The following is a 24,826-nucleotide window of genomic DNA, read 5'->3' on the forward strand; positions in this document are numbered from 1 at the left end:
GCAAGCTCAGAAACCTGGCGTGCAGATATGAAACTTTATTTCGATCAAACAAGAAACATTACCCACAATGCATTACCGTTTATGATCGAGAATGAGTTTGGCCGTGTTGTAAATGTGATAGGTAGTTTCGAACCCATGCATTTTAATAGTGAGTTTGCAGCGTGGGGGGCACTCGCAGCTTGGTCCAAAAGCCTCACAAGAGAAGTCGGAAAGTACGGCATAACAATTAACTCCATTCAGCCAAGTCTTATTGACTGTGATACAACACGCAAAAAATGGTTAGACGAGGAACTCAAAACTTATGTAGCCAAACACATTCCAACTGGCCAAATGTGCAAACCCTCTGATGTGGCGCACCTGACAACATATTTATGCTCCTCGTTTGCGAAGTACATTACTGGAACCGTAATTCCAGTTGACGGCGGCATGAGTAGATACCAGCATTAAAAACGCGCATGTGGATAAATCGGCGGGATTGGATCAACATCATCCATCTGCAATCCCAAGACTTCCTCTATCTCCTGCATCGATTTAAGAAGAGAGTCAAAACGCAAGCCGATTTCGGCACTATCACCATCAGGAATTTTGAGATCAATCAATTTTCCAAGCTCCTGAATATCAGTTCTTACATCACCTGAAAGTTCAGTCTTTTCAATTTCCTTTTCTGTTATTTCTTCAACGTCAGACAATGTATTTTCTAGTTTGGGGTGTCTCTTAAACCAACCTGCCTGTTGCTCATAAGCGTATGCAACCCTGTAAATCATCTGTTCGTTATAGGGTTTTGCGGCCACTTGAAATCCCATCGGCAAACCATTGCTAAAGCCACATAAAACATTCATCGCGGGGACATTTGCAATGTTGAAAGGGTAGGATAGCATTCGCCTAGCATGGGCTATCTTTTTACTGAAATCTCCTGAGCTAGTTAATGATGATCGTGTTTCACGTATGAGTTCTGGTGGGACTATATGACTAAGCCCAATCAATACATCATAACGATCGAAAAGATTCAGAAGCTGATCCCGTACCAAAACACGAGCTCGCATCGCGCGAGTGTACACGGTACCTGGCACAAGGGCCGCTGCAGCTACACGGGCGCGAACACCACTATCCACTTTACTCCAATGGTTACGCAACGCGCTTCGTGTTAACATGGATGCAACCTCAACATCTGACGTTAGCATCTGTAGCGGAACACCATATTTTCCGAGCGGGTGCGACGCTTTATCTAATATAGCGCCCTTAGATTTAAAAATATCCTGAACTTGATTAAATGCTTTTTCCACATCCGGGTGCATATCGAGATCAGTACTGAGCTCCTCAACCAACCCAATGCGCAAACCGCTGATATTCCCATCCATATAAGACGGGTAATCAGGTACTGGGTTTTTGCCAGTTAAAGGATCATTGGGATCATAACCCGCTATTTTCTGGAGAACCAAAGCATTATCTAAAACGCTGCGGGTCAACGGACCGAAGGTATCTTGCGTGTACGCATACATAAACCCGCCATATCGACTGACCCGCCCAAATGTTGGTCGGATACCTGCAAGACCTGCTGCCCACGCGGGCCCACGTATGGAGCCGCCCGTATCTTCCCCAATTGAAAAACTACACATACCAGCAGCGGTCGCGATACCAGAACCTGATGACGAACTAGCTGGCGTATGATTTGGGTTCCATGGATTACGTGGTTCACCAAAGTGGAAAGTATTAGCTCCTCCTTTGCCAAATTCATGTAGATTCTGCTTCCCAATGAGTATCGCACCAGCATCTTGTAGCTTTTTAACAACTGTGGCATCTCGGTCCGAGCCGAAGTCTTCTCTGATGACGGAAGCTAGACTAGTTGGTACATCCTTTGTCATCATTTGATCTTTTACGCCGAATGGAATGCCATGCAGAACACCACGATACTTGCCGGCCGCGATCTCATCCTGCATTGCTTTGGCTTGGGCTAGTGCTTGTTCACCACAAACGAATGTCCAAGCACAAAGGATGCTATTCCATTTCTCAATCCGTTCTAAATAAATTTCAACGAGATCAACAGGCGACAATTGGCCCGATTTTATCAAATTAGCCTGAGTGCTAATGTCTAAATACGCTATTTTTTCTGCATTCATTTAATAACTCCCTGCAACTCCCTCTTTACCACAATCATAATTAACCGATACACTGCATATTGATCGATAAGGAGATAATAATGGATTTTCAGCTACCAGAGGAACAAAAGCTATTTCAGGAGTCAGTTCGTGGATTCGCGGAACGGCATCTTTCGGATGGCGCACTCGAACGCGCCCATAATCATGAGTATCCCTATGATGTCGCTAAGTTGATGTCTGAACAAGGGCTTCTAGGTATCACAATTAAGGAAGAGGATGGTGGCATAGGGGGGACTTTACTGGACGCCGTTCTCGCTATAGAGCAGGTTAGCCAAGTTTGCCCAAGGTCCGCAGATGTAATTCAGGCGGGTAACTTTGGAGCCATTCGCACCTTTGCAGAATATGCCACACCAGAGCAAAAAGAGGAATATTTACCTGGACTTTTGGCAGGGGAAAAGGTTGTGGCTGTTGGCATGACAGAGCCGACCGCTGGTTCAGCCACAACAGATCTTCAAACAACGGCTACTCCAGATGGAGACGGGTTCCGAATTAATGGGGAGAAAGTATTTATTGGTAATAGTGAATATGCCGATGTTATCGTTCTTTATGTTCGATTCGGCCCTGGCCTTGGCGGTATCGGATCGGTTTTGATTGAAAATGGAATGGACGGCTACACTAAAGGTGCCCCTACACCTTACCTAAATGGTGAGCGTTGGGTCTCGATGTTTTTTGACAATGTTTATGTGCCAAAAGAAAGAGTCTTGCTCGGTCCTGGTGGTTTTAAAAAGCAAATCACTGGCTTCAACGCCGAACGCATCGGGAATACGGCGCGTTCGATCTCTCTTGCCAGACATGCATACCGCCTCGCTCGTGACTATGCACTTGATCGCGAGCAATTTGGTAGATCAATCTGTGAGTTCCAGGGACTCCAGTGGAAATTTGCAGATATGAAAGTGAAGCTTGATGCCGGCCAGTTACTGCTATATCGAGCAGCAACTAACGCTGATCGCGGATTACCCGACCCGCAAGAAACCTCAATCGCTAAATTATTTTGTAATCAAGCGGGATTTGAGGTCTGCAATGAGGCAATGCAGGTAATGGGTGCGCTCGGTTTCTCTCAAGATTCCCTTGTCGAGTACTGTTTACGCCGTTGTCGAGGTTGGATGATTGCGGGTGGTTCATTGGAAATGATGAGAAATCGGATAGCTGAAGGAGTATTCAAAAGACGATTTTCTCAGCGTCCCCCGCGCGAAGCAACGGCAGAAGCGGCGGAATAGCCGATGCCTCGTAAAGCAAGCTTAGCCGACGCACTTTTCCGCCCACGCTCAGTAGCCATGATAGGTGCCTCTGATGAGGGGCGCCGTCATAATGCGATGGCGCTTCTATATCTAGAAAAACATGGTTATAAAGGGCGAATAATTCCGGTTAATCCCAAGCGTAAAAAAGTTTACAACCACAAATGCTACGTCAACGTCTCAGATGCCCCGGGCCCTATAGACCACGCCTTGGTGATGACACCAGCACGGACAGTCCCCTCAGTAATACAAGACTGCGCAAAAGCTGGGGTAAGAGTGGCAACAGTATTTAGTGCTAATTTTGCTGAAGCCGGATCAGACGGAATTAGACTCCAAGACGAAATGATGCGAATTGCAAAAGAAGGCAACGTACGAATTGTTGGCCCGAATTGTATGGGTGTCTACTGCATGGACCCACCGGCAATAATATCACCGAATCGGATAATGCAAATCCCCAAGATTGAGAAGGGAAGTATCGGGGTCATTAGTCAAAGTGGGAGTCTTACAGGAACTTTTGTTTCCCGGGGACAGCATCGTGGTCTTGCCTTTTCAAAAATTGTCTCGATCGGAAATGAATGTGACGTATCTGTACCTGAAATCACTGAAATTATGATCGATGATCCAAAAACAAAAATTATTCTTATGTTCTTGGAGACTATTCGCAATTACAAAGCATTTGCTGCAGCGGCGCGGCGTGCCTTCTATAAAAATGTACCTATCGTAGTTTATAAAATTGGAAGGTCCGAGGCAGCAGCAGAGTTCACTGCATCGCATACAGGCGCGATCGCAGGAACTGATTCTGCTGTCGATGCTTTTTTTAAACAGCATGGCATCATCAGGGTGCGGCATTTCGAGAGCCTTTTCGAAATGACTTATCTTGCAATGGGCCGAAAGCCAATCAAAAATAAAAATGTTGCAGTAATCGCATCTACTGGTGGTGGTGGTGGAATGGTTGTTGATAATCTTGGCGTTAATGGCCTTTCACCCACACCGCTCCCAAAAGATGCAGAACGCCGAATATTTAAGGCTGGAGGTACATTTTCAAATGGACCATTAATCGACGTAACCCTTGCCGGGGCTTACCCCAAAAATGTCAGACAAATACTACAAGAGGCCTTTAATGCGCGTAATAATGGTGCAGTAATAATGACGCCGGGTTCGTCAGCCGAATTCAATCCTGAACGGACTGTCATGCCTTTGAAGGAATTTCTTGGGCATGATAAACCTTTCGGAGCAGCTTTGATCCCGGAAGCTGCTGATACAGCTCGACTAATGAGTTCGCTGAAAATTCCCGCCTTTAAATCACCTGAGAGCTGCGCAGACGCAATGCGCGGTTTTCTGGAATGGGAGGCTCCTCGGGCATTACCAAAAAGAACAAGTGTAGATTTATCTCGCATTTCAAAGGCAATAAACCGCACCGAAGGTTCAATTCTGAGTGAAAAGGAGTGTCAAAGGATTTTCAAAATACTCGGCATAAGACAGGTGAAATCGGTTTTTGTTACCACAGCGCTCCAAGCATTGTCTAAGGCCAAAGGAATTGGGTTTCCTTTAGCTGTGAAGGTTGTTTCTGCCGACATACCACACAAAACTGAAGCTGGAGGCATTGAGTTAGAGATAAAGTCTCTTAGTGATTTAAAGGCCGCAATTAAACGGATTAAACGTAATGTTCACAAGACTTCACCAAATGCAAAGATTGATGGTTTCCTTGTGCAGCGTATGGAAACCGGCTTAGCTGAGATTCTAGTTGGCTTTCGAGTGGACGATATTGTTGGACCTACTGTTGTAGTCGGTTCTGGTGGTATAATGTCTGAGATTTATAATGACGCGGCGGTAAGGTTAGCGCCGGTCACAGAAAGAACCGCGTTGGAAATGCTTCATGAAGTAAAAGGGTTAGCCCCAGTCCGTGGGTACCGCGGACTTCCGAAAGGAGACCTAAAAGCGGTCGCAACTATAATCCATAAGCTTTCACAATTAGCCTTCCTAGTTGATAAGATCACTGATGCAGAAATTAACCCAGTGATCATTAAAAAACGAGGGGCTATTGCAGTTGATGGCTTAATAATAAAAACCCGCTAACGTCAAAGACAAGAGGAAAAAATGGCCAGCTCTCGCTTAGCAAAAGCACTCTTTGAACCGCAAAATATTGCATTAATCGGGGCCTCAGACGATAAGGGACGCAATAATTCACGTCCACAACAATTCCTAGAAAAGCACGGCTACAAGGGTAAAATCTATCCTATCAATCCAAGACGAAAAAAAGTCTATGGTGTTAAAGCATATCAATCAGTCACTGAAGTTCCTGACCGGGTTGACCACGCGTTCATAATGACTGGACCAAAAGCAGTTCCAGCGGTGATGCGGGACTGCGCGCAAGCCAAGGTTAAAGTAGCAACCATCTTCACCGCTGATTTCGCTGAATCCGGGACTGACGGCGCAAAACTGCAAGAAGAGGTCGTTAAAGAAGCAAAAAAAGGCAATGTACGTGTGATTGGCCCTAATTGTATGGGCATCTACTGTATGGATCCACCTGCAATGATCTCGCCCAATACGGTATTGCAACTACCAAGAATATATAAAGGCAATATTGGCGTAATCTCTCAGAGTGGCAGCCTTACTGGTACATTTCTGTCGCGCGGCCAGCATCGTGGCATGGCTTTTTCGAAAATGGTCTCTATTGGCAATGAATGTGATGTGTCTGTCGCTGAAATCGGAGAGATTCTAATAAAGGATCCAAAAACAAAATGCATTCTGCTCTTTTTGGAGACTATACGACATGAGCCGGCGTTTACGGAAATGGTTCGTCGCGCCTTTACCGCAAGAAAACCCGTAATTGTATATAAACTTGGCCGTTCAGATGCTGCCGCTGAGTTCACCGCAAGTCATACCGGTGCCATTGCTGGGACAGATAGTGCTGTTGATGCTTATTTTAAACATAACGGCGTGGTGAGAGTGGACCAGTTCGAAACGCTTTTAGAAATGCCTAATTTGTTAATTGGTCGGAAACCTCGACCCGGTAAGAACGTATCAGTCATCACAACAACTGGTGGTGGAGGTGGTATGGCCGTTGATCGTCTGGGGGTCGCTGGACTAAACGCTGTGCCTCTGCCAGAGGACGCAGTTGCACGTATCGAGAAAGAAGGGGGACTAATCTCAAATGGCCCACTATTGGATCTTACATATAAAGGTGCAACTGCGGAAAACACGGAGCGGGTGCTCAAAGAGGTAATGAATTCAGATTCTAACGATGCCGCGGTCATGGTTGTGGGATCGTCGGCTCAATTCAATCCGGAAGTTTCTGTACAATCCCTAATAAAGTTTGCCAAAAAAGCTAAACCTCTGGGAGGTTTCTTGGTTCCAGAAGCTGCAGAAAGCGGCCGACTTCTGACCAAAGCGGGAGTACCTTGCTTCCGGACGCCCGAGAGTTGTGCAGATGCCATGCATTCATTCCTCCACTGGCAAGAACCTGTGCCACTCCGAAGAAACCCTCAGTTTGATCTCAAAGCAGCCCGCAAGGCGCTTGGCAGTCGAACCGGTTGTGGACTTAGCGAAAGAGAATGTCGCACGGTTTTTAGTAAACTGGGAATAAACCAAGTCGCGGCTGCATTCGCGAAAGATGTAGAAAAAGCGGTGCAAGCGGCAAAATCGGTTGGTTTCCCATGTGTCGCTAAAATCGTATCAAGGGATATACCCCACAAAACGGAAGTAGGAGGTGTATTATTAAATATTGAGAACTCCAAGCAATTAAAGACCAAAGTACAGGATATGAAGGCGCGGGTCTCTAGATTACTACCTCAAGCAAAGATAGAGGGATTCTTAATTCAAAGTATGGAAAAGGGCTTAGCTGAAGTCCTAATAGGGTATCGGGTTGATGAACTAGTAGGTCCCACTGTTGTGCTCAGTGCCGGTGGCGTCTTATCTGAAGTTTATGGCGACGCCGCAGTACGTATGGCACCTGTTAGCCATGCAACTGCCTTAGATATGATAAAGGAGGTAAAGGGTCTGGCTCCTATCTGTGGTTATCGTGGGATGCCGCAGGGCGATCTTCAGGCAATTGCTAATGCATTGGTAGCCTTGTCGCAACTGGCGTTTATAAAGAGGCCAAAACTCACTGAGGCCGAGATCAATCCACTCATCGTCAGAGAGGATGGCGAAGGCGCAGTGGCTGCAGATGGACTGATAATCTTACAATAATACAAAAAAGCCCGACATGACTTGCGATAAGGAACCCCACCCTTACCATAATGAAAATAAATTAAAACTTGAGGGAGTTTTGTGATGGTAGATAAAAGAAACTTGCCGGTCGGACTAAAAAATAAGAAGGGGCGTAATACCCAATTACGCAAACTTTTGCAAGCTGATGGAATATTGGTAGCGCCTGGTGCTTTTGACTGTATTTCGGGGCGTATAGTTCAGAATTCCGGCTTCGATGCTCTATATTTGACGGGGGCTGGAATTTCCATGAGCCTAATGGGTGCCCCAGATCTCGGCATGCTGTCATATGGAGAAATCATATCCCACATTCGCAGGATTGCCGATGCAGTTGAAATTCCTATTATCGCTGATGCAGATACAGGGTACGGAGGACCGCTCAATGTAGTTCGAACTGCCCGAGATTATGAAAAAGCTGGTATTTCATGCATTCAAATAGAAGACCAGCAATGGCCTAAACGCTGCGGACACATGATGAACCGGGTCATTGCATCAGTTGATGAAATGTGTGGCAGGATCAAAGCTGCAGTTGATATTCGTGACGATCCGGATTTCGTCGTGATGGCGAGAACCGATTCTCGGACTGAATTCGGAATCAATGAAGCTATTGATCGTATGAATGCATACGTTGAGGCTGGTGCCGATGTAGCCTTCGTGGAGAGCCCTGAAAGTATTGACGAAATGCGGATGGTCAATGAGCAAATTTCTGCACCTACATTAGCTAATATGGTTGAAGGAGGTCGCACACCATTTATAAAAACCACTGAACTGCAAGAGCTAGGGTATGACCTAGCTATTTATCCAGGCTCGATGGGGCGAGTTCTTGGCAAGTCAGGCACTCGCGTTCTTGAACATTTAAAGAAAGAGGGCACAACAGAGGGAATGGCAGATTGGATGTTTGACCAACCCGACTTATTTGCCTTATTTGATTATAAAGATTGGACGGACTACGAGGCGAATTTTGGGAAACGCTAAGAGCGCCAAGGCCGTTAATATAGCCAAGGTGCTTCCTTTTGTCTTTTCTTCTCGTAAGCACCTAAAACATCCTCATATCCAAGAGTTAGGCTTATATCGTCAAGTCCATTTACCATGCAATGCTTGTGCAAAGGATCGATTTCAAAGTTGTAATTGGTTCCTTCAGGCCCCACGACTAGTTGGTCTAAAAGATTTATAGAAACCCGTGACCCCGGCACCTTATGAATTTGTTTTCTGAGAGTATTACAATCTGAAGTTGGTAGCCGGACGGGTAGCATGCCGTTCTTCATCCCATTATTATAATGAATATCTCCAAAACTGGGCGCGATCACTGCGCGAATCCCATTCGCTAACAATGCATAAACAGCTGCCTCTCGCGAGGATCCGCAGCCCCAGTTTTCGTCAGCGATGATTATTTGACCGTGCCGATATTTTTCTTGATTCAAAATGAAATCTTCTTTCTCTGAACCATCGTCATTATATCGAGCGTTGTTAAACAGGAAGGATGCATAGTCGGGATCACTTCGCTGTTTCCTCAAAAACCGCGCCGGTATTATTTGATCGGTATCAACATTAACCTGATCAAATGGGATTGCAATCGCGGTCAGGGAAGTAAAAGCTTCCATCTTAACGTCTTTCCATCAAAGTACGAACATCAGTAAACTTTCCTGTTACAGCAGCAGCGGCGGCCATGGCGGGGCTTACCAAATGTGTCCTAGTTTCGGGACCTTGCCTGCCCTCAAAATTACGATTGGATGTGGAGGCTGAACGCTCTCCTTTATTAAGTAGATCACCATTCAAACCAACACACATTGAGCACCCTGAGTGGCGCCAATCAAAGCCGGCATCAGTAAAGATTCGATCCAAGCCTTCTGCTTCAGCCTGTTGACGGATTTTCCCAGAACCCGGCGAGATCATTGACCAAACCTTAACCCTTTGACCTTTAACCACCTCTGCAGCCAGCCGCAAATCCTGTATACGACTATTGGTACATGAACCTATAAAAACACGATCTACCGAAACATCTGTCATTAACTGTCCTGGCATCAAACCAGTATACGTTAGAGCTCGCTTCATTTCCTCACGCTTTTCACTATCAGGTTCTGCCTCTGGATCAGGAATTGGTTCAGTTATACGGATGGCATGTTGCGGACTTGTGCCCCATGTAATCATTGGCGCAATAGTTGAGCCATTTAATGTCACTTCCTTATCGAATTCAGCACCCTCATCTGTCGGTAAACCCTTCCAGGCTTCAACTGCAAGATCCCATTTCCTGCCTTTTGGCGCAAATTCTGCGCCCTCTAGAAATTTAATTGTTTTTTCGTCTGGCGCAATAAGCCCTATGCGTGATCCTGCTTCAATGGTCATATTCGAAAGGGTAAGCCTTCCTTCAATATCGAGCTGATTAATACATGGACCAGCATATTCAATCGCATACCCTACACCACAAGAGGCACTCTCTTGAGCAATTAAGGCTAAGGCCACATCCTTCCCACTAACTCCAAACCCCAGCTGTCCAGTGACGGTGACACGCATCGACTTAGGTTTGCTTTGCCAAATAGATTGCGTGGCAAGGACATGACTGGCTTCGGAAGCACCAATTCCAAAAGAAATGCATCCCATAGCACCATGCGTAGAAGTGTGGCTGTCTCCGCAACAAAGAAGAATACCGGGTTGGGTTATGCCCAATTCCGGGCCGATAACATGAACAATACCCATACGACTATCTTCAAGGCCGAAATGGTGAATGCCAAATTCATCTGCATTAGATGCAAGCATCTCGACCTTCTCACGAGCTTCAAGATCAGTCATCTCATCTAAAGTTCGCTCGACGGTAGATGCATAATGATCGGGTGTTCCAAATGTTTGATACGGCCGTCGCACTGTTCTGGACGCATCACGCAACATTCCAAATGCATGAAAACTGCCATCGTGAAGTATGTGACGATCCACATACAACAACGACTGCCCATCGTCACGTTTCACGACTTCATGTGCCTCCCAGATCTTTGCGAAAATTGTTTTCGGCGCTGTCATGACCTGCTCCTCAGTCCACAAACACGTTTCTTAAATTTTCTGCCGTGCACTCTGATACAAATAATCAGACTCCATCATATAGAGTCCACTCATAATAACAATGTATGCTCCTAAGATTGCCAAAGTATTAGGTGGATTCTTCCTGACCACATAGGCGGCGAGACCAGCAGAGGCAATGGAGGTATTATCAAACGGCGCTATCGTCGATGCCTTTGCAAAACGCAACGCTTTAATAATTGCACAATGCTCTCCTCGCTTTGAGCAATGCACCAACAGAGGGAAAAATTAATCATATAAGCTTGGCATTAACCAAAATCGAAGACTGGTGTGAGACTTCCAAAGGTCGCAACCATTATACTGCTCAGGAAGATTGTAAGAGGCCATATAACAATCATGAGATCGGGCGCAGTTGCCATTACCGTTGCTGAATTTTCTTTTTTGTAGTCTGACGAATAATAAATTTTACTCAGCAGATGAATATTAAGAAACTAGCATTAGCAGATCGGCAAACTGAGCGGAATCACCATCAGGGCATCGGTTCATAGGTATTCCTAGAAAACCCACAATAGTAGCCCCCCGGGCACATGATGCATTGCACAATTTTTACCTTCAGCAAAGCGCTAAAAATTACAAGACCTATTCCCTTCAGAGGTTTGCCTGCTGCACAGGAAACCCCATCCGTTAGGGTGACTTAATCTCTGATAATAAATGTTGACGGTGCAAAATGTATAGGCCGCTTATGATTATTATTGAGACACCCAAAATGGCAAACTTGTCGGGCAATTGGCCCCAAACGATAAAACCCAAAATAGTAGCCCATATAATTCCAGTATAGCGGAAAGGAGCAACAATTTTAGCTTCCGCAAAGCGGAATGTTTCTATCATAAGGTAATGTCCTGCCGCGACACATAGACCAGTTAAAAAAACGAGGACGGTGTCGTAAAGCCCAGGCATTACCCACTTAAACGGCTCTAAATCCAATAAAGAAGCAGGGATTGAGCCTACAACCGAAATCAAGCTTGATGTGAAAAATATCGAGAGGGAACCCTCCTTTGCTGTAAGTTTTCGAGTAACAATATCACGCATCGCACCTGTTAAGGCAGCAAGCAGTGGAAAAACCATTGCTAATTGTAATGTGCCTCCAATAGGTCGAGCGACAATTAAAATTCCAAGGAACCCAAGAGACACCGCCATCCAACGTCGCCAACCAACCCTCTCGCCAAGAAATGGTATCGCAAGCGCTGTGAGAAACAACGGCGCTGCAAAAGTGAGCGCCACTGTTTCTGCTAGAGGAAGATAGGTAACAGCAAGAACGAAAAAGATACCGTTTAACAGATTTAACACACCCCTATACCAGTGGCCCGAATTGTTACTTGGCTTTAGAGTTGACAAGCTTGAGAATAAAGGGACTATCAAGAGTACTATTAATATCATCACCATTGAACGCATGAAAATAATTTGGCTTGCCGGATACATACCCGAGAGCCATTTCAGTAGCGCATTATTCAAATTCATGAAGAAAACGCTCGCAACCATTAGCCCAATTGCTCTGAATGGAGCCGTCCTATGCACGCCAGTCGCCATGGGATATTCTATCCTCCGTTATCCACAACCTACGGCAACAATTGCAATAAGGATAGCCATACCGATGATTGACTTATGATGAGTGGCAAGGCTAGGAATCAAGTAAATAAGTTATACGTTTCATAACAGTTAGGAATTAGATTTGGGAGATTACTAATGGGCCAAGAGCTCAATCGAGATGATATTGATGTGTATATAAGAGAGGTCGGTCTGCGTGATGGTTTACAAAATGTAGAAGCTTTCTTTCCAACCGAGGCAAAAAAAGAATGGATTACCACTGAAGCCGCAGCTGGAGTTATTGATATTGAGGTCTGTTCTTTCGTTCCACCAAAACTTATTCCACAATTTGCGGACGCACCTGAAGTTATTAAAGAAGCAAAAAAGGTAGGTAACTTTAACGTTTGTGCGCTGATGCCCAATCTCAAAGGAGCTGAACGAGGTATAGAGGCAGGTGTAGATCAACTAAATTATGTTACTTCAGTCAGCGAGACCCATAATCTTCAAAATGTTCGCCGCACCCCTGCTCAATCGGTGGAAGAGTTTAAAGCCATTGTTGAATATCGCGATAAAAAGGCAGAGGAAACAGGCAAAAGAGTAACACTCCTCGCCGGTTGCGCAACGGCGTTTGGTTGCACATTGGAGGGTGATATTGCTTCGAGCTCCGTGGTCTCTTTAGCCCGGCAATTTGTCGAGTCAGGGGCTGATGAGATATCACTTGCCGATACTGTCGGCTATGCTAACCCCAGCCAAATTAAAGCACTATGCGCGGAAGTTTTAGATGTGGTTGATATCCCGGTAACTATTCACTTGCATGATACACGTGGTATGGGTGTGGTAAATGCATTCGCTGCCTATGAGGCAGGAATACGACGCTTCGATGGATGCCTCGGCGGTCTTGGTGGATGCCCCTGGGCGCCTGGAGCAACCGGGAATGTAGTATTAGAGGATATGGCTTTTATGTTTGAGGGCATGGGACTCCGCACAGGTATTGACTTGAAGAAACTATGTGCTGTTCGTGATATTATCATCCGTGAATTACCTAACGAACCACTTTGTGGTGGTTTGGCAAAAGCAGGCCTACCCTTAAATTTTTCACAGGCAACAACCCTTTCGGCGGCGGCGGAGTAGAATAATGGATGAAGAAGAAATTAAGCTAGTACTTGATGACGAGGATTTTCCAGAACTGCGATCTGAAGTTAGGAAACTTTGTGAGAAATATCCATCCAGGTACTGGCTGGATCTTGAAAATCAACCTCCGGACACAAGTTATCCGACTGAATTTGTTCAAGAACTCACCGATGCTGGTTACCTTGCCGCTCTTATTCCTCCGGAATATGGCGGTTCGGGACTTTCGCTACGGGCCGGTTCCGTTATCCTCGAAACTGTCTGCGAGATGGGGTGCCAAGGCTCTGCGTGTCATGCTCAAATGTATACAATGGGGACGGTTCTGCGCCATGGATCGAATGACCAAAAGCAAAGTTATTTACCAAAAATCGCCACTGGAGAATTAAGACTACAAGCATTTGGTGTTACCGAGCCTACGACTGGCTCCGATACCACTCAACTTCGAACACGTGCTGAGCGCAACGGCAACGGATACATCATCAACGGTCAAAAAGTATGGACTAGCCGAGCGGGCCACTCTGATCTTATGCTTTTACTTGCTCGTACCACACCAAAAGAACAATGTGAGAAGCGAACCGACGGAGTATCCGTGTTTTTGATAGACATGAGGGACGCAAAGAATAACGGCATGGAAATTAAACCCATTGATGCAATGATTAATCACAACACAACTGAGGTTTTCTTTGACAATGTAAATATTCCCGGAGATGCCCTAATTGGTGAAGAGGGGAAAGGGTTTCGTTACATACTTGACGGTATGAATGCAGAACGTTGCCTTGTGTCAGCAGAAAGTATAGGCAACGCGCGATTTCTTTTAAACAAAGCGGTCAAATACGCCAATGAGCGCGTTGTTTTCAACCGTCCAATAGGCAAAAACCAAGGAATTCAATTTCCAATATCGGATGCGTATATCAAGTTACAAACAGCTGATCTGATGGTTCGGAAAGCGACCGCAATGTTTGAGGCAGGTTTACGATGTGGAGCCGAAGCGAATTGTGCAAAATATTTAAGCTCCGAAGCTTTATGGGCATGCGCAGAAACATGTTTCACTACCCATGGTGGTTTTGCTTTTGCCAAAGAATATGACGTAGAGAGAAAGTGGCGTGATGCGCGACTTTCGCGAAATGCTCCAATATCTCCTAATATGATCATGAATTTTATCGGGCAGCACGTTCTTGGGCTGCCGCGATCTTATTAGAGTTCTTATTTCCTCTTTCATATCCACAAGACATTTAGGGGGAGGATCATAGATATGAGCAGAAATAATTCCGAAATAGAAATACAATGTGAGTGACAATATCATGGAAATGACAATTGAAGATGACTACACTGAATTTCGCGATGCTGTTGCAGCAATATGCAACGATTTTCCCGGAAAATACTGGCGTGATCTCGAAGATCAACCATCAGATGGCAGTTATCCCACAGCCTTTGTAGATGCTCTAACGCAGAGTGGATTTTTAGCAGCCCTAATCCCAGAATCATATGGCGGATCTGGCCTCCCTATCCGAGCAGGAGCCGTTATATTGGAGGCCATTCACGCGAGTGGTTGCTCTGCCGCAGCATGCCACGCACAAATGTATACGATGGGTACAATCCTTCGCCACGGTTCTGAAGAACAAAAACAAAAATATTTGCCTCAAATTGCTAAAGGCAGTCTTAGGCTGCAAGCTTTCGGTGTTACTGAACCAAACACCGGATCTGACACTACGCAGTTGAAAACAAAGGCTGAGCGGGACGGAAACGGCTACGTGATTAACGGTCAGAAGGTGTGGACTAGCCGAGCAGCTCATTCAGATTTAATGCTACTTTTGGCTCGCACTACCCCTCCTGAAGAATGCGAAAAAAGGACTGATGGACTCTCATGTTTCCTGATCGATCTTAGAGAGGTAACAGGCAATGGCTGCCAAATAAAACCATTAGATGCCATGATAAATCATAATACCACTGAGGTATTCTTCGATAATATGCATATCCCCGGTGACGCTTTGATTGGTCAAGAAGGCAAAGGGTTTCGATACATATTGGATGGTATGAATGCAGAACGTGTCCTAATAGCAGGGGAGTCGCTCGGAGATGGAAAATTCTTCATCGACAAGGGAGTAAGTTACGCTAACGAGAGAATTGTTTTTGATCGGCCGATTGGTCAAAATCAAGGCATCCAATTTCCACTTGCAAAATCGTGGGCTGAGTTACAAGGGGCTGACATTATGGCTCGCAAAGCAGCGGCATTGTTTGACTCAGGGAAACCTTGTGGTGCTGAGGCCAATATGGCCAAATATCAAGCAGCGAAAGCAGCGTGGGAGGCGGCTGAGGCGTGCTTAATGACTCATGGCGGTTTCGGGTTTGCACGTGAGTATGACGTTGAACGAAAATGGCGCGAAGCTCGTCTATATAGAACAGCACCTGTTTCTGAAAACATGATACTCGCATACATCGGTCAAAATATTCTTGGCATGCCACGATCTTACTAAAGGACGCTGGGTACGATAGAAAAGGTATTGATGAGCCACGTTCTGAAAAATTCTTTAAATCTGAAGAAAATGAACACTAAATAACTCATTATCATCGGTCCATACCTTCGAAGGGGCAAAGCCTGCACTTGATGCTAACGTTTGGAACTCGTCAATTTCATATTTATACGAATTTTCAGTATGAATTCGTTCACCTGCTTCAAAGTAAAATTTGGTACCGCTTACAGTGACGCATTGTTTCTTAGAGCTCTCCAAATGCATTTCTATACGCCCCAAATCTTTATTATAAAAGGCTACGTGACAAAAAGATTGAAGATCAAAGTTTCCCGACAACTCTCGGTTTATATGTGATAAAATATTAAGATTAAAAGCTTTGGTGTTACCTGCAGCATCATTATAAGCTGCTTCTAGAGTAATGGGGTCTTTCTTGAGATCTACACCAACAAGCATACCTCCCCCGGGCCCCAATGTTTTTACACATGCCTCAAGAAAATCTTTTGCCTCAGGGCGAGTAAAGTTACCTATTGTAGATCCGGGGAAGTAACCCACTGAACGCCTGGATCTAATACCCACGTCCTTAGGCAACTCAAACGGTTTAGTAAAATCTGCACACACTGCATGCACAGCAATCCCTGGGTAATCCTGAGCCACAGACCGACTAGCTTTCACAAGAAAATCTCGAGAAATATCAACTGCCACATACGATGACGGCATTTCAAGCGCATCAAGAATGTACCTAACTTTTTTTGAGGCGCCGCTGCCATATTCTATTAAATCTACATTTGACCCAATAGCGTTAGCTATTTCTGGGGCAGCATCCTTCATAAGTTTAAGCTCAGTTCGTGTTGGATAATATTCTGGAGATTCGCAAATTGAATCAAATAACTTAGACCCAACTTCATCATAAAAATATTTACAAGGTAAGGATTTAATCGGGCCTCTTAGTCCTAATATAACTTCTGCTAAAAAATCATTGTCAGCAACAAATGACTCATGTGCTGAGTCAAAATTTGAGAGAGATACCATGGAGATTTTCCGAGATTACATTGCTAGGAAGATTTTAGACAGATCGCCTTGTTATAAGTTTGTACACCTTTTCTTTTTCTAAGTCTTGTCCTTTAAGCCATGCAACAAGTTTGTGTTAAAATGAGAATAATGACATAGTCAAGAAATGCCTAAAAGTAAAAAACAAACGGCCCTTTGTATTACCTGTGGAGCTCACGTGGTGCATGATGGCCTCGTAGATATGCTTTACGCTCTATTACCATTATTGCGTGATGCATTCGGCCTTTCGTTCGCGCAGGTGGGTCTTTTGCGCGCAGTTCACAAAACAGCCACTGCAGCATTTCAAATACCCATTGGAATTTGGTCAGAACGCACAGGGACAAGACCACTCTTAGTGGCAGGGACTGCACTAGCTGGTTTTGGGTTTTTGGGACTTGGTTCAGCAAATAATTTTGGGGCCATATTAACATTTATTTTCTTGGCAGGGTGTGGGGGTGCTTTTCAACATCCATTATCCTCCTCTATTCTTTCAAGCAATTATCCTAAAAACGGGCAGCGCGCCGCTTTAGGTATATATAATGCCTTCGGCGATATCGGAAAATTTCTGTTTTTGGGAACTATAATCTTTGCCACTGCGAGCCTCAACTTCAGTTGGCAAGCACCGGTTTACGGTTTTGGTGTTATCGCATTAGTGACGGCGCTTGTTATTTGGCTTTTTCTCAGAGCATCTGCTATTGGTGCCAGACCTAAAAAAACACTGTCAAAAACCACTGGTAGTGGCCCCTCGGAATGGGGGGTTAAACATCCAACAGGTTTTGCGTTGCTCGGTGCTATTACCGCACTAGACAATACAACGAGGAACGGTTTCTTGACATTTGCTGCGTTTTTAATGATCGAGAAAGGTGTCTCAACAGAGTGGTCGGCGCTTGCGGTTCTGGTGACGATATTTGGCGGCATGTGCGGGAAATTGGCTGTAGGTATGATTGCAGAGCGGATTGGTGTGACCCGAACAATTGCTTTTACCGAGTTCGCCACAGCCTTGATGATCCTTGCCATTGTTGCGATGCCAAGCCTTTATGCTTTTTTTCTCCTTCCAGTTCTCGGTGTCTTTTTGAATGGTACTTCCTCCGCCATCTACGGGACAGTCCCCGACCTTATAAAAGGAGAAAAGCACTCCCGTGCCTATGGTCTTATCTACACATTGGGATCTGTCTGCGGCATCATTGCTCCGCTTGGATACGGGGTCCTCGCAGATTGGACTAATGTTGAAACAACCATGATTGTTGTGGCCGGAGTGGTTTTGCTTACTATCCCGCTGTGCAAACTTCTGGCAATAACAATTCAAGAGGCCCGGTAACTTTGAAGGATCTTAATTTGTAAGCCATCACGCAACACGTGAAGATTAGTTACGGCAACTGTTAGCTTTTTGCATGGACACCTCAATCAATAGCTCCAAATACAATATCCCCTAGCCTAACACGAGTAACGCCGTCCGCAACTTCAATCATCTCTCCGGCAATCTCAGTGCCAAGGGAAATGGGCCTGCCCATCAGTTAAGGAGGATCGAGATACTCGAGTGAATAGAAGGTCGTTACAATTGCACCATTGCGAGCATATGATAACGCGCATTTCCTCATCCGGCATATTTTAGGACTTTGAAATATTCATGTTGATGTTTTGTCAACCTCGAAATACGGGCGCCCACCCTTGACCTGGGCTCGATGCATAATACGCCTCTCGCTTTTGTCAAAAGCCTCTCGACGATGCATTGTACAACGATTATCCCACATCAGGACATCACCCACTTGCCAAACATGCTCATAGGTAAATTCTGGTTTCACCGCATGCTTCCATAGTCGGTCCAGTATTTTTTCGCTCTCATTTAGGGAGAGCCCCATAATATAACAGTTAAGCCGCCGACCAAGATATAGGCTTTCCCGCCCAGTATCCGGGTGGGTTCGCACAATAGGGTGAGTCGGTCCGGGCGCTTCACGAGGATCGAGTACCTCCGGAAAGTCTTTTCGGCGTTCCCCGACACTAGTGTATGTATAGTCGTGTTTTGCGTTTTTCCCTCTGATAGCGTCACGCAAGACAGGGTCTAAGGAATCCCAAGCTTTAGTCATATTTGCCACAGAGGTGTTGCCGCCCTTTGATGGTATTTCAATAGCATAGAGTACACTAGCTGCAGGTGGCTCCTCGACAAAGGCACTATCCGTATGCCAAGAGGCTTCACCAGCACCCAATTGCCCGATCGGTTGACCATTTTCGACTACATTCGATATAACATTAATATGCGATGAAATTTTATTTGAGGAGCCAACAGACTTTCTAAGGGACAATAACTTGCTTGGCGGGAACTCTAAATCCCCAAATTTCTTGGCAAAGGCTAGCAGTTGTTCGTCGGTTAGGGATTGTCCTCGAATTAACAGCGCGCCAGTGGCCAACCACACCTCATTAATCCTACTAAATACCTCATCTGCAAATGGGCCGCTGAGATCCACACCGTTTATTTCAGCGCAAACACCACCTGGCAATAATGTAACATTCATCGCACTACTATCTTTTTCCCCTTTTTACTTGGTAAATCACAAATCAAAGCATACACCATTGTATGTGAGTTTCTACTTTAACCAGAGAGTCAAAATATGTTGATCATCAATAATAAGATAGTCGAAGAGTTGCTCGATATGCAAACCTGTATCGATGTTCAAGAAGATGCATTTCGCGGATTAGCAACGCGCTCCTCGGTTATGAGGCCACGTATCGACGTTTATGTCCCTTGTGACTTTGAGGATAGTTATTATCGCTGGGGGTCAACAGAAGGGGCATGCAATGGGTTTTTCGCTACTCGTATTAAATCTGACATAATGAGTTGGCCACGCAATGATGCAGGTGAAATTACCAATCAAAATAAGTTTTGCGTCGAACCTGGAACATACTGCGGCCTAGTTTATTTATTTAGCAGTGGGGATGGGGCACCACTAGCAATCATCAATGATGGTATTTTACAACACATGCGCGTAGGTGGTGGGGCAGCCATCGGTGCAAAATATCTCAGCCGCGAGAATGCTGAAACAATTGGTATGATTGGTTCGGGAGGAATGGCACGGACGTATCTACAAGCCATCAAGTGTGTGCGAGACATAAAAAGGGTTAAAGTATTTAGCCGCGACCAAAAAAATCGCGAAGAATATGCAGATGCGATGCATAAAGAAACCGGGGTTGAGATTATTCCAGTTCCAAGCACCGAAGAAGCAATGAACGGAGCGGACATAGTCTGCAGTTGCACAGATAGTATGGTGCCAACATTTGATCCTAAGTGGTTAGAGCCGGGAATGTTCGTAGTCAACGTCAATGACTTCGAGGTAGGGCAAGAACACCTGAAATACTTTGATATCGCAATACGTCAGGGCGATGAAAAAATAAAAATGGCAGACGGAAATGGATTTCTCAATTCCGTCGGAGGGGGCACCGGTGGATATGTGGCAGGTAATGACCAACAACTCGCAAGTGTTCCATTTGCAGAGGCTTCTGACTTCGCACATCCGACCTTGCCAACTTTTGCAGACTTAATATCTGGAGCCGTCGCAGGGCGGAGCAATGATAAGGAAATAACCTATTATGAAAATCAAGGTAATAACGGGTTGCAATTTGCTTCCTGTGGGGGAGCTGTCTATACAAAATGCAAACAAAAGGGGTTAGGCATAGAAATACCCACCGAATGGTTTCTTGAGGACATAAGAAATTGAGAAGATTAAGGCAATAAAGAAATAGTCTTAAAAAGCGATATCCTTAGCATATTTTAGCAGCCGCATGAATTCTTAACTCTGGTATATCCGAACAAGAACCGTGAAATGGTTTATGATATTTCCCAGCAACTATTGAGCCCTCAACTTATAAGGGCTACTCTACCTCTTCATTCGATCAGATTTATGTATTGAAACTTGCATATTTAGAAAAACATGGGTGCATTACTGAAACTTAATAAAAAATAATAGAACAAAAAATGAAATTCTTAGGAACTCCAGGGTCGGAGTTATCGGCAGAGGTGGGCAGTTTATGGTGGCCCATTTTGAACTCTCTTCGGTTAGGACTCGCTGTATTCGTTATACTTGCGACGTCATCCCCTAGTGCAATATCGCAAGATTTGCCACTTTATTATTACGAGCGTGCCCTTCAAGCACGCTATAATTATGAGAACGCCCTATTAACTAATAATTCCGCTGTAATAAAAGCTTATTACGAATACGCACTTGCTACACATGATGATTATATTCGTTCGTATCGGGCCCGACGTGGTCGTGTCGCATTTCAACCAGAAAAAAATGTGGATACCAAAGTGCCCAAACACCGAGGGCAACCTCAAGAAAACTTATCTACTCAATTACAACATTCACCTGCTGAGAAAAATCTTTCCCAGGGTGCCCGTAGCCACAATAAAGGCACTTCGATTACCCTCGGCGTTGGTTTCCTCTCAGATACTAACACAAGTATACGACCTGAAATAATCAAGCCAGAAAGTGACTTGATTATTTCAGCAATGGCTTCGCTACTGAATGAAAGTACCCTAAGCACAGATCACAGGTACTATTTAAGAACCAAATTCAATGCTAATGCAAAATTAAATATTGAAAATAGCGAAAATGGTCATGATCTTTTTTCTCTAAAGGCAGGGCCAGTCATGCGGGTGTCTGAAAAGTGGGAAATATCTGGCTTACCATTTGCCGAGGTAAATCTATTAAATTACAAATATTTTTCCCATAGCAATGGCTTTGCGTTAGCTCTTGAAAATACTCAACAATATTGGATTAATGAGATAACACTTGAATTTGGCCGTGAATTTTTTACGAAGAAATATGAATCTTACGAGGCCGCTAAACAACAAATAGCTGCCAACCTGTTATTTTACGACTCTTTAAGAAATAGCGACCAATTGTCAGTAAGACCGGTTTTTGCATACATCAAAGCAAGAGGTTCGCAATACACTTACTTTAACCCAGGAATAGTTCTACGATACCACGTTCCGATCGCCGACTCGGCGCGCATGAGTATGCAGGTCTCACATTTTACACGACTGTACGAGGGCAGTGAAATAGATGTGTCCAACAATCGCCGTGATACAACATTTGTTGCCAGTCCAGCATTCACCTACAGTAAATTTTTCTTCGATAGCACAGACCTTACGGCCCAATATCGTTTCGTAAAAAATTGGTCGAATGATGGAGCACAGGAATATAAGAGCCACAGTGTTGGGTTGAATGTGAAGTGGAACTACTAGGCCAACAAAAAGTGTTACGACAAAGACTCACTTTTAAGGTGTGGGTCCGCCAATTATACCATTAGCGTGTAAGCGTTCCAGTTCAGCATGACTCAAACCAAGGATCTTTGAAAGTATACTATCCGTGTCCTGACCGAGCATTGGTGCTGCTGCCACTCTCCGACGGTCCATGTGTGAAAATTCCAACATTGCGCCAGCAGCACGATGTGTTCCTATCCCTGGTTGATCAATTTCATCGAACAAAGGGCTTTTAGTTGAAAGCCTTGGATCCTCCGAAACTGCCTCAGCAACAGATTGATAAGGCCCCCAGCATGCACCCGCTTCGCCAAGTTTTGATGACACTGTGGCAAAATCATACCTTTTAAACCATTTCCGAAATATATCTGTAATCTGATTGCGCGCAGCGTAGCGATTTTCCTCAAGCCGAAGATCGATGCTCAATTTTTCCTCTATCTTCCTCATTTCTGCAGCTGTGTTCGTTACTTTCACAAGCACCTGCCAATGGCGTGCTGTAAATGCTGTAACCATTACCCGTCGACCATCTGCAGTTTCAAAATCTTGCGCATATGAGCCAAAAACATGGTTGCCAGTTTTTGGTCTATTTTCACCATTAATCTCCGCCTCAGCCACGTAACCAAGGTGACTTAAAGTGGCAAATGCTGTATCCGAAAGTGCTAACTGTACTAGGCCTCCTTCACCTGTTTCTCTGCGTCTGCGTTCTGCAGCCATCAAGCCTTGCACTGCAGAAAGTGCGGCAACCACATCCCATACTGGCATTACGTGATTTACTGGCTTGTCGTATTCAACTGGACCAGTGAGAAATGGGAAACCAGCTGCTGCATTGACGGTATAGTCTAAAGCAACCGAACCATCTCGATTGCCTACAATACTAACCATAATCAAATCTTCGCGTTTTTCTTTGAGAACACCATATTCGAGCCAACCTCGTGGTGGTAAATTAGTTAATACGAAGCCGTTATCTGAACCGGGTGCTGTCATAAGTGCATGAGCTATGTCACGCCCCTCATCTGAGCGTACATTTAGCGCTATCGATTTTTTTCCTTTATTTAAGCCTGCCCAATAAAGACTCCGATTGTCGCGTGTTACTGGCCATCGTCGATAGTCGAGCCCCCCGCCAATGGGATCAATACGAATGACCTCGGCTCCCATTTGTCCGAGGCTCAATCCAGCATAAGGCGCCGCAATAAATGCAGACACCTCGATAATTCGCATGCCCTTTAACAATTCATACATTTACTTGTCCTCTATTTGTTTAGTTGCAACAAATGTACAACACACGCAACGAATACAACCTTTGTATATTATTTTTCCATTTTAGCTACCGATCGACGACCCAAACACTATCTGATAGCATTACGCCAGTTTAGTGATTAATTCGCAGTGAGGGTATAGATGGGTTGTAACACGCCACTGAGAGTAGGCGTGCTCGTTGATCTGGAACGTGGAGACGAGGCAGGTGGACACGTTAAATGTTGGGAGCACTTCGCCAAAGCAGCAGTTGGGTTTGCCAATCAACTCAACTTGACTGTACATTTCCAAGGTAATAATGATGAAGAAATAAGCCTCGGACCCCAGACGCGCATTATTACCTTGCGGCCGCTGTTTAGCACGAAGCGTTTATTCTTTCTCCGTAACATAGCAGATTATACTGACCTGGCTCCTGGCCATCCTCGGCTAAAAAAATATCTCAAAGGGTACGACGTAATTCATACCACTGATGGATATTTTGCTTACGCTCAGTCAGCTGCACGATTTAGTCGCAAATACGATATTCCATTGGTCAATTCTGTGCATACGGATACTCCAGGCTTCACTAAAGTTTATTCTGAAAAAGCCATAAGACAGGTATGTGGAAAAGGGATACTCGGACGATTATTAATCGAAAGATTACGCCTCCCTGAAAGGTTTTCAAAAAATATGCAGCAAAAATTAGTGGAACACACGGCACAGTGCAGAGCCACTTTATCATCCGAAAAAAATGTGCTCGAAACCGGTCCCCAAATCAAAACGAATTCAACCCAACTACGACGTGGCATAGACAAAAAACTCTTCCATCCGAGCAAACGAAACCCTAATGAATTGCGTAAACGCTTTGGCATTCCCGAAGGAAAACCAATAATCGCTTTTGTGGGGCGACTTGATGGCTCAAAGAATGTAATGACACTCGCAAAGGCTACCAAACTACTGCTCGATCGTTCTTGCGACTTGCATTTAATTCTTGCCGGAAAAGGTTATTTTAAAAATGAGATTGGAAATCTTCTTGGTGATAGCGTTACATTTGCAGGTACCTTGGCATCAACCGATATAGCCCTTTTAAACGCATCCTGTGATCTGTTTGTCTTTCCCTCAACCCTAGAGATATGGCCCAATGCCGTTCTTGAGGCTAAAGCATCAGGTGCGGCAATACTTGTTGCTCCCGGCGGAGGTGATGTTTACGTAGAACAAGATGGGCAAGATGGGCTAATTATAAAAGATCCGTCACCTAAAGTTTGGGCGCACGAAATCGAAAAACTTCTAAATAACCCTGACAAGATTGCAGCATTTCGCAAAGCCGCGCGCCACGATGTAGAAACGAAAAGATTAACTTGGGCTGATGTATTGGAACAAGATTTAATACCAGTGTGGCGTAGCGCGGCTGAGACAAGGCCCTAGTTAAAAAAAACTATTCGATCGTTTAGAATTGCTTTTTCAAATGAAGCATTTCGTAGGGGCGGTTTAAAAATATCA

19 protein-coding genes are annotated in these 24,826 nt (G+C 44.9%); 12 read left to right on the plus strand and 7 right to left on the minus strand.

Annotated elements, in window-relative coordinates; translation table 11 throughout:
• A partial coding sequence (locus VX941_11680) for an SDR family oxidoreductase (protein MEE2934064.1) occupies positions 1-447 on the plus strand: 447 nt, incomplete at its 5' end.
• Here VX941_11680 and VX941_11685 read toward each other — a convergent pair.
• On the minus strand, positions 444-2,117 hold the full coding sequence (locus VX941_11685) for an amidase (protein ID MEE2934065.1): 1,674 nt from the start codon (positions 2,115-2,117) through the stop codon (positions 444-446). The genes VX941_11680 and VX941_11685 overlap by 4 nt on opposite strands.
• An 80-nt stretch (positions 2,118-2,197) precedes the next feature.
• Here VX941_11685 and VX941_11690 point away from each other — a divergent pair, with 80 nt between their 5' ends.
• The 4 genes from VX941_11690 to VX941_11705 all read left to right on the plus strand — a co-directional run bounded on the left by VX941_11690 (position 2,198) and on the right by VX941_11705 (position 8,575).
• The gene (locus VX941_11690; GenBank protein ID MEE2934066.1) at positions 2,198-3,373 is read left to right on the plus strand and encodes an acyl-CoA dehydrogenase; all 1,176 of its coding nucleotides are present in this window, start codon (positions 2,198-2,200) and stop codon (positions 3,371-3,373) included.
• A gap of 3 nt (positions 3,374-3,376) precedes the next feature.
• On the plus strand, positions 3,377-5,467 hold the full coding sequence (locus tag VX941_11695; protein MEE2934067.1) for an acetate--CoA ligase family protein: 2,091 nt from the start codon (positions 3,377-3,379) through the stop codon (positions 5,465-5,467).
• Between the two features lie 21 nt (positions 5,468-5,488).
• Positions 5,489-7,582 (plus strand): acetate--CoA ligase family protein, encoded by a 2,094-nt coding sequence (locus VX941_11700; protein MEE2934068.1) that lies wholly within the window; start codon positions 5,489-5,491, stop codon positions 7,580-7,582.
• Between the two features lie 84 nt (positions 7,583-7,666).
• Positions 7,667-8,575, plus strand: a complete 909-nt coding sequence (locus VX941_11705) for an isocitrate lyase/PEP mutase family protein (GenBank protein MEE2934069.1) — start codon at positions 7,667-7,669, stop codon at positions 8,573-8,575.
• Between the two features lie 14 nt (positions 8,576-8,589).
• On the opposite strand, the gene leuD is transcribed toward VX941_11705, so the two are convergent.
• The 3 genes from leuD to VX941_11720 all read right to left on the minus strand — a co-directional run bounded on the left by leuD (position 8,590) and on the right by VX941_11720 (position 12,196).
• Positions 8,590-9,201, minus strand: a complete 612-nt coding sequence (gene leuD, locus VX941_11710; protein MEE2934070.1) for a 3-isopropylmalate dehydratase small subunit — start codon at positions 9,199-9,201, stop codon at positions 8,590-8,592.
• Between the two features lies 1 nt (position 9,202).
• Entirely contained in the window at positions 9,203-10,612 is a 1,410-nt protein-coding gene (gene leuC / locus VX941_11715) for a 3-isopropylmalate dehydratase large subunit (GenBank protein MEE2934071.1), read from the minus strand.
• A 681-nt stretch (positions 10,613-11,293) separates the two neighbouring features.
• A complete protein-coding gene (locus VX941_11720) occupies positions 11,294-12,196 on the minus strand; it encodes a DMT family transporter (GenBank protein MEE2934072.1) in 903 nt (300 codons plus the stop codon).
• Between the two features lie 156 nt (positions 12,197-12,352).
• On the opposite strand from VX941_11720, the gene VX941_11725 reads away from it, so the two are divergent.
• The 3 genes from VX941_11725 to VX941_11735 all read left to right on the plus strand — a co-directional run bounded on the left by VX941_11725 (position 12,353) and on the right by VX941_11735 (position 15,795).
• Positions 12,353-13,324, plus strand: coding sequence for a hydroxymethylglutaryl-CoA lyase (locus VX941_11725; GenBank protein MEE2934073.1), 972 nt, complete (start codon positions 12,353-12,355; stop codon positions 13,322-13,324).
• 4 nt (positions 13,325-13,328) lie between these two features.
• Entirely contained in the window at positions 13,329-14,519 is a 1,191-nt protein-coding gene (locus VX941_11730) for an acyl-CoA dehydrogenase family protein (GenBank protein MEE2934074.1), read from the plus strand.
• Between the two features lie 103 nt (positions 14,520-14,622).
• Positions 14,623-15,795, plus strand: a complete 1,173-nt coding sequence (locus tag VX941_11735) for an acyl-CoA dehydrogenase family protein (protein ID MEE2934075.1) — start codon at positions 14,623-14,625, stop codon at positions 15,793-15,795.
• A 54-nt stretch (positions 15,796-15,849) separates the two neighbouring features.
• Here the strand turns inward: VX941_11735 and egtD are convergent, their stop codons facing one another.
• Positions 15,850-16,821, minus strand: coding sequence for an L-histidine N(alpha)-methyltransferase (gene egtD / locus VX941_11740; protein MEE2934076.1), 972 nt, complete (start codon positions 16,819-16,821; stop codon positions 15,850-15,852).
• Between the two features lie 145 nt (positions 16,822-16,966).
• Between egtD and VX941_11745 the strand changes: the two genes are divergently transcribed.
• Positions 16,967-18,157 (plus strand): MFS transporter, encoded by a 1,191-nt coding sequence (locus VX941_11745; protein ID MEE2934077.1) that lies wholly within the window; start codon positions 16,967-16,969, stop codon positions 18,155-18,157.
• Between the two features lie 307 nt (positions 18,158-18,464).
• On the opposite strand, the gene VX941_11750 is transcribed toward VX941_11745, so the two are convergent.
• Positions 18,465-19,349 (minus strand): TauD/TfdA family dioxygenase, encoded by an 885-nt coding sequence (locus tag VX941_11750; GenBank protein MEE2934078.1) that lies wholly within the window; start codon positions 19,347-19,349, stop codon positions 18,465-18,467.
• A 96-nt stretch (positions 19,350-19,445) separates the two neighbouring features.
• Here VX941_11750 and VX941_11755 point away from each other — a divergent pair, with 96 nt between their 5' ends.
• Positions 19,446-20,549 carry an ornithine cyclodeaminase family protein gene (locus VX941_11755; protein ID MEE2934079.1) on the plus strand — a complete coding sequence of 368 codons (1,104 nt, stop codon included), beginning with the start codon at positions 19,446-19,448 and terminating at the stop codon, positions 20,547-20,549.
• Positions 20,550-20,806: 257 nt separating this feature from the next.
• A complete protein-coding gene (locus VX941_11760) occupies positions 20,807-22,078 on the plus strand; it encodes a hypothetical protein (GenBank protein ID MEE2934080.1) in 1,272 nt (423 codons plus the stop codon).
• Between the two features lie 33 nt (positions 22,079-22,111).
• Here the strand turns inward: VX941_11760 and VX941_11765 are convergent, their stop codons facing one another.
• Positions 22,112-23,332, minus strand: coding sequence for a CoA transferase (locus VX941_11765; protein ID MEE2934081.1), 1,221 nt, complete (start codon positions 23,330-23,332; stop codon positions 22,112-22,114).
• A gap of 159 nt (positions 23,333-23,491) precedes the next feature.
• Here VX941_11765 and VX941_11770 point away from each other — a divergent pair, with 159 nt between their 5' ends.
• Positions 23,492-24,751, plus strand: a complete 1,260-nt coding sequence (locus VX941_11770; GenBank protein ID MEE2934082.1) for a glycosyltransferase — start codon at positions 23,492-23,494, stop codon at positions 24,749-24,751.
• Positions 24,752-24,826: the final 75 nt, after the last annotated feature.

This window comes from Pseudomonadota bacterium (assembly GCA_036339585.1).
Lineage (GTDB): Bacteria > Pseudomonadota > Alphaproteobacteria > UBA8366 > UBA8366 > UBA8366.

Coding starts and splice junctions, on each gene's coding strand:
- VX941_11685 (MEE2934065.1), bottom strand. CDS start 2,117: ATGAATGCAGAAAAAATAGCGTATTTAGACATTAGCACTCAGGCTAAT.
- VX941_11690 (MEE2934066.1), top strand. CDS start 2,198: ATGGATTTTCAGCTACCAGAGGAACAAAAGCTATTTCAGGAGTCAGTT.
- VX941_11695 (MEE2934067.1), top strand. CDS start 3,377: ATGCCTCGTAAAGCAAGCTTAGCCGACGCACTTTTCCGCCCACGCTCA.
- VX941_11700 (MEE2934068.1), top strand. CDS start 5,489: ATGGCCAGCTCTCGCTTAGCAAAAGCACTCTTTGAACCGCAAAATATT.
- VX941_11705 (MEE2934069.1), top strand. CDS start 7,667: ATGGTAGATAAAAGAAACTTGCCGGTCGGACTAAAAAATAAGAAGGGG.
- leuD (MEE2934070.1), bottom strand. CDS start 9,201: ATGGAAGCTTTTACTTCCCTGACCGCGATTGCAATCCCATTTGATCAG.
- leuC (MEE2934071.1), bottom strand. CDS start 10,612: ATGACAGCGCCGAAAACAATTTTCGCAAAGATCTGGGAGGCACATGAA.
- VX941_11720 (MEE2934072.1), bottom strand. CDS start 12,196: ATGGCGACTGGCGTGCATAGGACGGCTCCATTCAGAGCAATTGGGCTA.
- VX941_11725 (MEE2934073.1), top strand. CDS start 12,353: ATGGGCCAAGAGCTCAATCGAGATGATATTGATGTGTATATAAGAGAG.
- VX941_11730 (MEE2934074.1), top strand. CDS start 13,329: ATGGATGAAGAAGAAATTAAGCTAGTACTTGATGACGAGGATTTTCCA.
- VX941_11735 (MEE2934075.1), top strand. CDS start 14,623: ATGGAAATGACAATTGAAGATGACTACACTGAATTTCGCGATGCTGTT.
- egtD (MEE2934076.1), bottom strand. CDS start 16,821: ATGGTATCTCTCTCAAATTTTGACTCAGCACATGAGTCATTTGTTGCT.
- VX941_11745 (MEE2934077.1), top strand. CDS start 16,967: ATGCCTAAAAGTAAAAAACAAACGGCCCTTTGTATTACCTGTGGAGCT.
- VX941_11750 (MEE2934078.1), bottom strand. CDS start 19,349: ATGAATGTTACATTATTGCCAGGTGGTGTTTGCGCTGAAATAAACGGT.
- VX941_11755 (MEE2934079.1), top strand. CDS start 19,446: ATGTTGATCATCAATAATAAGATAGTCGAAGAGTTGCTCGATATGCAA.
- VX941_11760 (MEE2934080.1), top strand. CDS start 20,807: ATGAAATTCTTAGGAACTCCAGGGTCGGAGTTATCGGCAGAGGTGGGC.
- VX941_11765 (MEE2934081.1), bottom strand. CDS start 23,332: ATGTATGAATTGTTAAAGGGCATGCGAATTATCGAGGTGTCTGCATTT.
- VX941_11770 (MEE2934082.1), top strand. CDS start 23,492: ATGGGTTGTAACACGCCACTGAGAGTAGGCGTGCTCGTTGATCTGGAA.